This window comes from Pseudomonas sp. SAS7, assembly GCF_052112345.1.
Taxonomy (GTDB): Bacteria; Pseudomonadota; Gammaproteobacteria; order Pseudomonadales; family Pseudomonadaceae; genus Aquipseudomonas; species Aquipseudomonas putida_Q.
Genome location: NZ_JBEGGO010000021.1, coordinates 12,882 through 24,429, shown reverse-complemented (window position 1 = coordinate 24,429; position 11,548 = coordinate 12,882). Strand labels below are relative to the sequence as shown.

General features: G+C 63.9%; 11 protein-coding genes. 3 read left to right on the top strand and 8 right to left on the bottom strand.

Translation table 11 applies throughout. The features are described 5' to 3' along the window. Positions 1–159 precede the first annotated feature (159 nt). Positions 160–924, top strand: coding sequence for a transcriptional regulator GlcC (glcC, locus tag ABI582_RS25905; protein ID WP_197898485.1), 765 nt, complete (start codon positions 160–162; stop codon positions 922–924). Positions 925–1,045: 121 nt separating this feature from the next. Here the strand turns inward: glcC and ABI582_RS25900 are convergent, their stop codons facing one another. From ABI582_RS25900 to ABI582_RS25890, 3 genes are all read right to left on the bottom strand, one after another. After that, positions 1,046–1,363, bottom strand: coding sequence for a DUF2388 domain-containing protein (locus ABI582_RS25900; protein WP_016487609.1), 318 nt, complete (start codon positions 1,361–1,363; stop codon positions 1,046–1,048). A gap of 160 nt (positions 1,364–1,523) precedes the next feature. Then, entirely contained in the window at positions 1,524–2,492 is a 969-nt protein-coding gene (locus ABI582_RS25895) for an NAD(P)-dependent oxidoreductase (RefSeq protein WP_442120674.1), read from the bottom strand. Positions 2,493–2,502: 10 nt separating this feature from the next. Beyond that, entirely contained in the window at positions 2,503–3,894 is a 1,392-nt protein-coding gene (locus ABI582_RS25890; protein ID WP_258909209.1) for an NAD(P)/FAD-dependent oxidoreductase, read from the bottom strand. Positions 3,895–4,094: 200 nt separating this feature from the next. Here ABI582_RS25890 and ABI582_RS25885 point away from each other — a divergent pair, with 200 nt between their 5' ends. Further along, on the top strand, positions 4,095–5,153 hold the full coding sequence (locus ABI582_RS25885; RefSeq protein WP_442120673.1) for a GlxA family transcriptional regulator: 1,059 nt from the start codon (positions 4,095–4,097) through the stop codon (positions 5,151–5,153). Positions 5,154–5,316: 163 nt separating this feature from the next. On the opposite strand, the gene ABI582_RS25880 is transcribed toward ABI582_RS25885, so the two are convergent. The 4 genes from ABI582_RS25880 to ABI582_RS25865 all read right to left on the bottom strand — a co-directional run bounded on the left by ABI582_RS25880 (position 5,317) and on the right by ABI582_RS25865 (position 9,405). Beyond that, the gene (locus tag ABI582_RS25880; RefSeq protein ID WP_442120672.1) at positions 5,317–5,667 is read right to left on the bottom strand and encodes a cupin domain-containing protein; all 351 of its coding nucleotides are present in this window, start codon (positions 5,665–5,667) and stop codon (positions 5,317–5,319) included. Positions 5,668–5,679: 12 nt separating this feature from the next. Next, positions 5,680–7,056, bottom strand: a complete 1,377-nt coding sequence (locus ABI582_RS25875) for an MFS transporter (protein ID WP_442120671.1) — start codon at positions 7,054–7,056, stop codon at positions 5,680–5,682. Between the two features lie 234 nt (positions 7,057–7,290). Beyond that, positions 7,291–8,073 carry an NAD(P)-binding domain-containing protein gene (locus tag ABI582_RS25870; RefSeq protein ID WP_442120670.1) on the bottom strand — a complete coding sequence of 261 codons (783 nt, stop codon included), beginning with the start codon at positions 8,071–8,073 and terminating at the stop codon, positions 7,291–7,293. A 12-nt stretch (positions 8,074–8,085) separates the two neighbouring features. After that, a complete protein-coding gene (locus ABI582_RS25865; protein ID WP_442120669.1) occupies positions 8,086–9,405 on the bottom strand; it encodes an NAD(P)/FAD-dependent oxidoreductase in 1,320 nt (439 codons plus the stop codon). 166 nt (positions 9,406–9,571) lie between these two features. Between ABI582_RS25865 and ABI582_RS25860 the strand changes: the two genes are divergently transcribed. Then, positions 9,572–10,198: a glutathione S-transferase family protein gene (locus tag ABI582_RS25860; protein WP_442120668.1), complete on the top strand. Its 627-nt coding sequence runs from the start codon at positions 9,572–9,574 to the stop codon at positions 10,196–10,198. A gap of 243 nt (positions 10,199–10,441) precedes the next feature. On the opposite strand, the gene sfnR is transcribed toward ABI582_RS25860, so the two are convergent. After that, entirely contained in the window at positions 10,442–11,542 is a 1,101-nt protein-coding gene (gene sfnR, locus ABI582_RS25855; RefSeq protein ID WP_197898477.1) for a sigma54-dependent transcriptional activator SfnR, read from the bottom strand. Between the last annotated feature and the right edge of the window lie 6 nt (positions 11,543–11,548).

The following is an 11,548-nucleotide window of genomic DNA, read 5'->3' as shown; positions in this document are numbered from 1 at the left end:
AAGCGGTCACCGTTGCAGCCTGCGCGCGCCAGCATCAGCGGTCGAGCATGGCAGGCACTGGTCCTACCAGTTTTTCTTCGGGGTACTGGTTATTGATGGGTTTACCCGGCTAGATTGGAGCAGGTGGTCTAACTGGTCCTACCAGCAGGAGGGTGCGCAGTGGTTACTGATGGCAAGGCCAAGGTCGCCGACCAGGTGGCCGAGCGGGTCGAGCGGCTGATCGTCGACGGCGTGCTGAAGGTGGGCCAGGCCCTGCCTTCGGAGCGGCGGCTGGTAGAGAAGCTGGGTTGTTCACGCTCGGCCCTGCGCGAAGGGCTACGCATTTTGCGTGGGCGCGGCATCATCGACACCGAGCAGGGGCGAGGCTCGTTCGTCGCCGACCTGACGGGGCAGGCGGGCGCCACACCGTTGATGCACCTGTTCAGCTCCCAGCCACGCACGCTGTTCGACCTACTGGAGGTGCGGGCGTTGCTGGAGGCCGAGTCGGCGCGGCTGGCGGCGTTACGCGCCACCGAGGTCGACCGCTTGCTGATTCGCCGGCGTTATGAAGAAATGCTGGCTGCCCACGAGGCGGCAGAGGCGCTGGACGCCCGTGAGCACGCCCGCCGTGACCATGCCTTTCACCGAGCGATCAGCGAGGCGTCGCACAACCCGGTGCTGGTGCATACCCTGCAATCGCTCAGTGACCTGACCTTGAGCACCGTGTTTGCGTCGGTCAACAACCTGTACTGCCGCCCGGCGCAGAAACGCCAGATTGATCGGCAGCATGCGCGGCTGTATCACGCGGTGATGGAGCAACTCCCAGAGCAGGCGCAGCGGGCGGCGCGTGAGCATATCAACGGGATACGCGACAGTTTGCGGGAGATCGAGCAGGAAGAGCAGCGCCTGGTCAGGGCGACCATGCGCATGGATGGCTGGGGGTGAAGTCGCCTGTGCCGGCCTCTTCGCGGGTAAACCCGCTCCCACAGGAAACGCACTAGATCTGAACGCTGTGCAGTCCCTGTGGGAGCGGGTTTACCCGCGAAGAGGCCGGTACTGGCTGACTTCAATGATCGGCTATACGGTCATCCTGGGAAAGAATAGCCCTGGCCAGCTCTTCATCATTGGCCTGCAGCCCCGGATGATCCTTGCGCGCCTGTTCCAGCGCCGACTCAACATAGGCGCCACGGATCGCACCGCCGCTTGCGACGAAGGCAGAAAGCTCGTCACGGGCCGGGATGATCCGTTTGTCGTCCTTGAAGGTCGAATAAAGCGAAGCGGAAACACCGGCTGAGGTGGCGACGTCGCCCGCATCGACGCGGGCCAGGGCAGCACCAGCAGGCAGCAGGAGCAGCAGCGCAGGGGCGAGGAGTAGGTGGCGCATGTCGAGTTCTCCAATAGCGTGAAGCACAGGGAAATAAACCACTCAGTGTTTAAGAGGGCCGGGGGGGCGGGTAGTTCCCTTAGCTGGCTGGAGATTGTCGGGGCCGCCGCGCGGGCCCCGAGGCAGGGTCAGGCCAACTGGTAGGTGGTCTTCCCCCGGGTCATGCAGTGCGAATCCTTTTTTCAGAAACCTGGCGGGCGACGAAGTCGCTGATGTTGTCCACGGCGCTGTCCATCAGTTGCTGCATGGCGTCTTCGCTGCTCCAGGCGATGTGCGGGTTGAGCAGGAAGTCGTCGCGGTCGATCAGCTCGAACAGCGGGTTGCTCGGGTGCAGCGGCTCCACTTCCACCACATCCAGCGCCACGCCGCCCAAGCGTCCCTGTTGCAGCGCCTGGATCAGCGCCGCTTCGTTGACCACACCGCCGCGGCCGGTGTTGACCACGATGGCATCGGGCTTCATCAACGCCAGTTGGTCGACATCGATCAGGTTGTAGGTTTCTGGTGTGAGCGGGCAGTTGATCGACAGTACATCGCAGCTTTTCAGCAGCTCGGCCAGTGGCCGGCAATCGGTGCCCTTGCGCTTGCCGCCACGGTCTTCGAACAGCACCTGCATGCCGAATGCCCGCGCCAGGTGCGCCAGGCGCAGGGCAATCGGGCCGCTGCCGATGATCGCCAGCTGTTTGTCACGCACATCGCGAATGCGGTGGTTGAAGTAGATGTTCTGGTACGGCTTGTCGCCGGCATGCACCTGGCGCATCAGGCGGGTGAAGGCGGCCGGGCGGCGGAACAGTTCAAGGATCATCGCCAGGCTGTGCTCGGCCACGGTGTTGGCGGCATAGCCCGGTACGCTCGATACTTCGATGCCGTGGGCTTCGCAGTAGTCGACATCGACGATGTCACGGCCGGTCAGGGCCAGCGAGATCATCTTCAGCCTGGGCAACTGGCGCAGGTGCTTTTCGCGCAGGGGTACGCTGCAGGTCAGCGCCACCGTCGCGTCTTTCAGGTGCTCAAGCATCTGGTCGGGGTGGGTGTAGGCGTACTGCTGCCAGGTGTGATCGCAGTCGGGGCGCTTGAGGCGGGTGGAAGGCGCCAGGCCTTCGTCGTCAAGGAAGACGATATGTTCGCTCACGGTCTTGTCCTTATTTTTTCTGCGCGGGCACGTAACCGGCGGGCGCCATGCCCACAAGCTGGCGGGTGATGAAGCCGGCATCCTGGTCGTGGTCTTCCAGCGATTCCTTGCGCACCAGTGCATCGCGAACCAGATGCGCGCCAAAGAAGCGCAACGGCTCTGGCGGCAGCAGCTTCATCTTCTGGTTGACCAGGCCACAGTTGGCCCACTCGTCGTTGGCATGGGTGGCCAGCGACTTGATGATGCGGCTGGCAAACACCGTGGTGGCGACGCCGTTGCCGGAAAAACCGATGCCGTAGCTGACGGTCTGGTGATGGTCGAGGTAGCCGAAGTTGGGCAGGCCCTTCATGGCCCGGTCGATTGGCCCGGTCCAACTGCTAACCACCGGTACATCCTGCAACTGCGGGTACAGGCGGCGCAGTTCGGCAGCGACCTTGTCGGCGGCCGGCGAGGGTTTTTCATACAGGTTGCCGATGCGCCCGGCATAGGCGAACTGGCCCAGCGGCTTGCCGAACACCACGCGACCGTCCGGGGTGTTGCGCCAGTAGTTGAGCACGGTGCGCGAGTCGGTCATGCATTCGCCGCCGCTGAAACCGATGGCGTCGAGCTTGGCCTTGACCGGCGCGGTGGCGACCATGTCGCTGGACATGATCGCGATCATCCGGCGCAGCTCGGGGAATTGCGCGCCCCAGGCGTTGAGCGCCAGCACCACGTGGTTGGCTTTTACATGGCCTTTGGCGGTGTGCACCACAGGGTGCTTGCCGCGCTGCAGGTGAGTGAACGGCGATTTCTCGAAAATCTGCACGCCCAGCTTCAGTGCCACGCGGCGCAGGCCGCGGGCCAGCATGGCGGGCTGCACAGTGGCCGCGTTGGGGTCGAAGATGCCGCCCAGCACCAGTGGCGAGCCGACGCGGCCGCGAATGGTCTGGCGGTCCAGTTCCTGGAACGGGTTGACGTCGAGTTTCTGCAGGCCGTCGGTGAGTACGCGCCACGAGTTCATCTGCCGCTGGTTGGTGGCCGTCCACAGCCAGCCGTCCTTGCGGTACTGGGCGTCGATGCCGTGCTCCCGGCAGAAGCTGCCGATCTCGTCGATGGCCGACTCGGCCGCCTCGCAGATGCGCCGCGCCTCGACATCCCCGCAGATGGTGCGCACCGACAGGTACTTGCCCCACCAGTTGGTGGCCACGCCACCGTTGCGCCCGCTGGCACCCGAGCCGCAGCGGTCGCGCTCGACGATGACGATGGTTTTTTCCGGGTGCGCCTGTTTCAGGCGGATGGCCGACCACAGGCCAAGGAAGCCACCGCCGACGATGCACACGTCGGCTTGAATCGAGTCCTGCAGGGCAGGGGCCAGGTCGTTGTCCAGGTCAAGCGCCTGGGCATACCAGAATCCACGGTACATGAGGGGTGCCTCTGAGCATGTTTGTCTTGTGCCTACATGATGCTCAGCCGGGCGAGTGCGCTGATATTACAGCCATGACAATTGATAGAACGACGCCGCCTTTTGTCACGCATTTCCTATTTGTGGGGATGCATATGATATGACGGACGCAGGGCGCGCTTTAGAATGACGCCATTACCGATGTAACGAGGCCAGCGTCCATGTTTGCCGAACAACAAGAACAACCGGTACAAGCCCCCGTCATCACTGCGCAGGTCAAGCCCGAACTACGGGTAGGTTTCGTGCTGATGAACCACTTCACCCTGGTGCCGGTGGCGGGGTTGGTGGACTCGCTGCGCTTTGCTGCGGACAAGTCATTCCGCAGCCAGCAGGTGTTCTGCCAGTGGGACTGGATGACGCTGGACGACCAGCCGATCACCGCCAGTTGCGGCATGCCCATTTCGCCGACCAAGCCGCTTAACCTGTTTGCCCAGTACGACTATGTGGTGCTGGCCGGTGGCCTGCTGGACGAAACCCGCAATCCGCCGGCCTGGCTGCTGGATGCGCTGCGTGAGGTGCATGCGGCGAATATCCCGATCATCGCCCTGTGCTCGGGGTCGTTCGTGCTGGGCAAAGCCGGGCTGCTCGATGGCCGGCGCTGTGCGCTGCATTTCACCTTGCGTGACGAGTTCAAGGAGCGTTTTCCACTGGCCACGGCGGTGATCGACAAGAGCTACGTGGACGACCGCGGCATCATCACCTGCCCGGGCGGCACGGCCATCGACCTGGCGGCCAGCCTGATCCGCCGGCATTGCGGCGCAGTGCGGGCGCAGAAGGGGCTGGAGTACCTGCTGGTGGATGAGCGCGCCGAAGAGCAGGACAAGGCGGCCAGCGAATGCGTGTACCTGAACGACCGCGTTCAGCGGGCGATCAGCTTCATGCGCGCCAACCTGGATGCCTCGATGACGCTCAAGGCCGTCGCTGAAGCGGTGGGCACCCACCCTCGGCAGTTGCACCGCGAATTTGTGGCCAATACCCAGGAGCCACCGGCCAACTACTGGCGCAAACTGCGCCTGGATCATGCTCGGCGGTTGCTGGTGAACACCAGCCAGAACATCACCACCATTGCTTTGGCCTGTGGGTTTTCCGATGCGTCGCACTTTATCTTGTGGTTCCGCAAGCAGTATGGCGAGACGCCGTATAGCTTCCGCAAGCGCAGGCATGAAGTGGAGCGGTTTGACTGGCATGGCGACAAGGTGGGGTTGGACCCGGAGCTCTAACAAGTTATCGCGGTCAGGTGTAGGAGCGGCCTTGCGTCGCGAAAGGGCTGCAGAGCAGCCCCAGGATCGCACATTCAGCACAGATTGCCGGGGCCGCTTTGCGGCCCATCGCGACACAAGGCCGCTCCTACAGGGACCGCGTGGGTGTCAGAGCTGGCGTGCCTTAGAACAGCACGTAAGTCTTGCGCAGGGTTTCGCGAATGTCCCAGACACCCTCGCAGTTCTCCGGGAACAGCACTGCGTCGCCGGCGCGCAGCTCTAGTGGCTCGCCTCCGTCTGGGGTGAAGGTGCACCAGCCGCTGACAATGTGGCTGAACTCTCGGTTTTTCAGGTGCCGGCGGAACACACCCGGGCTGCTTTCCCATACGCCGATGCTGGCGCCGACGGCTTCGTCGGTCTGGTCCTGTGCGGTGGCGGCCTGGGCGACGGGTTCACCGATCGGCAGGCGGGCCGGGGCAGGGGCACCCAGCGACGCGAGGGGGGCATTGCGCACGACAGTCAGTACTTGGTTCACGAAAAGGCTCCTTCAGGCTTTACGAACAGCGGGTTTGGCAGCGGTAGAGGTGCGGGTGGGGTTACCAAGCGCCGCGGCTTGCTGCAGGTCGAGCTTGCTGGTCTCGGGGGCCAGCCACCAGGAAATCAGGGCGCCGAACAGCGAGATCAGTGCCGCTGCGAACATGGTGTTGGCAATGCCGTAGGAGGCCAGGGATATCGGCACCAGGTACGTGCCCACGGCCGCGCCGATGCGCGACAACGAAGTAGCCAGCCCCACCGCCGACGCACGGATTTCGGTCGGGAACAGCTCATTGGGGTAGACATACTCAAGCACCTGGGCGCCGCCGATCAGTACGGCATAGGCGCCGAACAGCACCAGTACGGTCGTTGGCGAGGAATCCGGGAACACCCCAAGCAGCACCAGCGACATACCCGACCAGAGGAAGCTGTGAATCAGCATGTTGCGCCGGCCCAGGCGGTTGATCAGCTTGGTGGCCAGCAGGCAGCCCAGGGTGAACAGCAAGGTGATGGCGATGGAGCCAAAGGCCGCCCAGTCACCTGTCAGTTGCAGTGCCTGCAGCACTTTGGGGGCGAACGAGTAGATGGCGAACAGCGGCACGATCGCGCAGGTCCAGAACAGGGTGACAAAGGCCATGCGCTTGCCGTAACCAGAGTGGAACAGCGACCACACCGACACCGGTTTGTCGCTGGTCTGCTCTGGCAGGTCGGCAATGGAGTAGTCGGGCCCGTAGACTTTCTTGATCACGGCGTCGGCTTCGGCGGTTCGGCCTTTGCTCAGCAGCCAGCGAGGCGATTCTGGTGTGCCACTGCGGGCAACCAGGAACAGCGCACCGGGTATCAGGGCGCTGGCCAATACATAGCGCCAACCGTCTTCACCGCCTACGCGCAGCAGCAGTTCGCCGACCATATAGGCCACGGCGGCACCGGCAAACCACATCAGCACCATGGCCGCCAGCAACGGCCCACGCTGCTTGCGTGGCAGGAACTCGGCCAGCAACGACGTGGCGATCGGGTAGTCGGCACCGACCGCGATACCGATCAGCAACCGCCAGGCGAACAGGGCCCAGGCCGACTCGACCCAGAACTGCGCCACCGAGAAACCGACGATGGCGACCAGGTCGACCAGGTACAGCACCTTGCGCCCGTACTTGTCGGTGAACCAGCCACCGAGAAAACCACCCAGAAAGACACCGATCAAAGCTGACGCGGCGATCAGCCCCTCCCACAGGGCCGACAGCTGCAAGGCGTTGGTGATTTGCAGCATGGCGACGCCGATGATGCTCAGTACATAGCCATCGAGAAAAGGCCCGCCAGCGGAATAGACCGTCAGCTTGCGGTGGAACCCGTTGAGCGGCGCATCTTCTACGGAGCGTTTGGAAACGGACATACGGCTTACCTCTTGTTGTTATGTGGTGCACTAACGTGGCGGCACTATGGCACCGGCCTGCGCGGGCGCCCTATAACGGCTCGGACGAGTCATGGGATGGGATGACAGTGGGTGGTGCGGAGGGTGGAGGTGGTGCGCAGACGCGGCTGAGGCGTTGAGGAGGATACGACGCGGGTGTATCGGCAGCTGTAGCCGCAGGCGGGGCCGACGATGCTGTCGTCGGCCCTGTGACGCTTAGTGCCCGGCCAGCCCTGACCGCGTCAACAACCCGTCCAGCACCACCTCGCATGCCGCGCCCCAGGTGGCGCTTACCGGCTGATGCATCAGCACCGCCAGGCCATCGGCAGTAAAGGTGCCCGGCGTGGCAATGGCCTGGCCCAAGGCCTTGAGCGTGTATTCCGGCTGCTGCGCGGCACTGGCCACGCAGTCCTGCAGATTACCCAGCACCAGCGCACGCGCTTCGGCTGCGGGCAGGCCTTTGTCCATCAGCCACTGCTGCAGGTCGTGCAGCAGGAAGTAGAACCAGCCATTCATGCACGCCGCCACGGTGGCCAGTTCGAATTCTGGCTCGCCGTGCAGCACCACCAGTTTGCCCAGTGGCCCCAGATACTGTGTGGTGAGCGTATCGGGCGGACACACCACTACCGTGGACTGGTTGTACTGCGCCGCATACGACAGCATCGCACGCACACAGAGGGCGCCTGGGAAAGCCGCGGACAGCTGCGCAAGGTTGACCCCGGCGGCGAGGGAAACCAGCCGCTGGCCAGGGCGCAGGTGTACGTCCTCTGCCAGTTCGGCGAGCGAATGCGGGCGCACGCCAAGGATCACCAGTTCTGCCTGGTCGACCACGGCCTGGTTGCTCGGCAACACCTGGCAACCGTGCTCCTGGGCCAGCAGGGCTGCCCGTTGCGCATTGCGCGGTGACAGCAGGATGGGGCCCTCGAAACCGCTGCGGCGCAGGCCGATGACCACTTTTTCGGTGAGTTCGCCCACCCCGAGAATGCCAAGGCTATGCATGGTGCCTCCTGGTCAGCTTTCCAGGCCGGCGCGGCGCTGGCCCCAGTGCAGGTTGAGGTTGACGCCCGCGCTCAGCAGCGGCTCCGGCGGGTTGCGATTGGGGCCAGCGGATCCGAGCAGAAAGTCGATCAGCTCGTCGCGTTCGCCGCTCAGCCAGTCAGCCAGCAGGGTGCCGGTTGCTGTGCCACGGGTGATGCCAAGGCCGTTGCAGCACAGCGCCGCATGCACGTTGGGGGCGAGGGTACCGAAGTGCGACAGGTGGTTGCGCGACAGGCACATCGAGCCACCCCAGGTGTATTCGAACGCCATGCCCGACAGCATCGGGAAGCGCCGCTCGAACGAATCGCGATGCTGGCGCCCGGCACGGGCGATGTGGCGTGGGTTGGCGCGGCCGTCGGCATTGAAGCTGAAGCTGTTGCGCACCAGCAGGCGCTGGTCCGGGGTGCGCCGCAGGGTGCTGCCGAACGGGTCTGCCGGGATGATGCCCCAGGTGTTCTTGCCGCCCAGGCGGGCTTGTTCGTCCTCGGTCAGCGGGCGCGTCATGCTGGCGTAAGTGAAGATTGGCAGCAGGCGGCCAGGCAGGAAGCCGAAGTACGAGGCGAAGGCATTGTTGGTCAGCAACAGCTGGTCGGCAACGATCTCACCGTTGGCGTGCTTGAGGGTGATGCGCCGGCCGTGCTCGATGTGGGTGATGGTGGTGCGTTCGTGCAGGGTCACGTTGCCCGGCAGGCTGTCGGCCAGGCCTTTGGCCAGGGCCGCGGGTTGCAGCAACTGGGTGCCCGGGGTGTACAGCGCCTTGCGGTAGAAGCTGGTGCCGAAGTGCTCGGGCAGGTCGCGGGTATCGATCATCTGGTAAGGCTGGCCGAGTTTTTCCAGGCCGCTGCGGTAGGCTTCGAGCACCGCCAGGCCTTTGTCTTCGACGGCCGCCTGGTACTTGCCGTCCGGGCGGATCTGGCAGTCGATGCCGTGCTGGTTGATCAACCCGCGCAAGATCGCCTGCGCGCGCAGGTTGAGCTTGAGGTTCATCCGCGCCGTGGGCAGGTCGCCGATGTAGTCGGCGGCGCCAATGTCGTGGGGCAGATCGATGGCAAACCCGGAGTTGCGCCCCGAGGCGCCGAAGCCGACTTCCTGGGCGTCGACCAGGATCACTTCGTCGTCAGGGTGATGCAGGGCCAGTTGGCGCGCAGCGGCCAGGCCGGTGAAACCCGCGCCAAGCACCACCCAGCGCGCCTCGCTCCGCCCCCGGTGCGCAACGCGTGGCTGGCGCGGCGGGCTGAGGTGGAACCAGCCGCAACCGTTGTCGTCCGCGGGGGTAGAGGTGTTTCTGTACATGGTCTTTATCCGTGTTGTTTTCTCCACTATGGCATTGACGGTTGGGCGGGGACTATGACGGGAGGGACGGGGAATGGGATGTTTTGGCTGAGGGCATTGACCGTTCCGTTCCGGGCGTGATTTGCTCGTGCTACATGATCATTCAAAGGAAATTGAAGGTCCCACCATGCCCGACTACAAGCTGCATTGCTTCGCCGAATCCGGCAACGCCTACAAGGCTGCGCTGATGCTTGAACTCACGGGCCAGGACTGGCAGCCGGTGTTTGTCGACTTCTTCCATGGCCAGACCCGGGAGCAAACCTGGCGTGACGAAGTGAACGAGCAGGGCGAGGTGCCGGTGCTGGAGCACGCGGGCAAAACCTTCACCCAGTCTGCGCTGATACTGGAATACCTTGCCGAACAGACCGGCCAGTTCGGCCCGCGTGACGATGACGAAAAGCGCGAGATCTGGCGCTGGATGCTGTTCGACAACCACAAGTTCACCAGCTATTACGCCGCGCTGCGCTTTCTGTTCTGCCTGAAGAACACCGGCGAAACGGACGTGACCCGGTTTCTTCGTGAGCGTGCGACGGCGGCTTATCGCATTGTCGACGCGCATCTGGCGAAGACGCCGTTCATGGTTGGCGGCCGGCTCACCATCGCCGACCTGTCGCTGGCGGGGTATGTATTCATGCCGGAAGACACCGGTATTCCATTGGCGCAGTTCGCCCATATCGAGGCGTGGAAGGCGCGGATCCAGGCGCTGCCAGGGTGGAAGCACCCGTATGAGCTGATGCCGCGCACGGCATCCTGACCCCTTCGCGGGCACGCCCGCTCCCACAGGTACAGCGCAGCGCTCAATCTTTACGAGGCCCTTTATGGGAGCAGCTGTCTTGCACCATCACTCAGGCTGCCGCATCACCTTGTAGGAGCAGCCTTGTGCTGCGAAGAGGCCGGTAAGGCTAAACATTATCTTTGCCTGCGATGGCCTCTTCGCAGCACAAGGCTGCTCCTACAGGGCTTGTGTTTGCCTAAATTACACATGCACTACCAGGCCTCAGATCGACAACCGCACTACCCGGTTGTCCAGCACCTGCTGTTCCTGCCCGCGCCGCTTGTTCACCACCAGCTCGCCAATGGCAATCAGCCGCGTGCGCGTGATGTTGCGTGACAACCCCAGCAACTGCGCGGTATGCACCTGGTTGTAATGGCAGAACCGATAGGCCGAGCGCAGCAGGGCGTTTTCCACTTTCTCGTACAGGTCGCCCGACTGCTCCTCGTACAACCGGCTGAACGCCCGCTGCAGCAAGTCCTCCACACCATTGCCTGCCGGCTCTTCTTCTTGCCGCTCGATGCGCAGGTTGGACAAACGCAGGTCCTGTGCCTGTATCGTACCGTCGCCACAGGTCAGCAAACTGTGGTGAATCACGTTTTCCAGCTCGCGGATATTGCCCGGCCAACTGTATTCCACCAGCTTGGCCTGGGCCTTGGGGCTCAGTTCCACCGGCCCGTAGCCCAGCCGGTCGCTGTAACTGCGGATGAAGTGCCGGGCCAGCGGCAGGATGTCACCCGGGCGGTCGCGCAACGGGTGCAACTGTAAGGTCACCACGTTCAGCCGGTAGTACAGGTCCTCACGGAAATGCCCGGCGTTGATGGCCTTTTCCAGCTGCACGTTGGTCGCGGCCAATACCCGAACGTTGATCGGGATGCTCTTGCGCGACCCGAGCCGCACCACCTCGCGCTCCTGCAGCACGCGCAGTAGCTTGACCTGGATTGGCAGCGGCAGGTCGCCGATTTCGTCGAGGAACAGCGTGCCGCCGTTGGCCTCCTCGAACCAGCCGGCCTTGGCCGACAGGGCGCCGGTGAAGGCGCCTTTTTCATGGCCGAACAGTTCGGCTTCCACCAGCGACTCAGAGAACGCGCCGCAGTTGACCGCAACGAACGGCCCGTTGCGCCGGCCGCTGAGGTTGTGGATGTGGCGCGCGACCAGCTCCTTGCCCGTGCCGGTTTCGCCAATGATCAGGACGCTGGCCTCGCTGGGGGCGACCTGTTGCAAGTGGGCGAGCAGCGCCTGCGACCTGGGGTCTTCGAAGACCTGTGCGGTCGCCCTGATCGAGGTAGCCAGTGTCGGTGACGGGGGGAGGGTCAGCAGTTGCATGGGCAG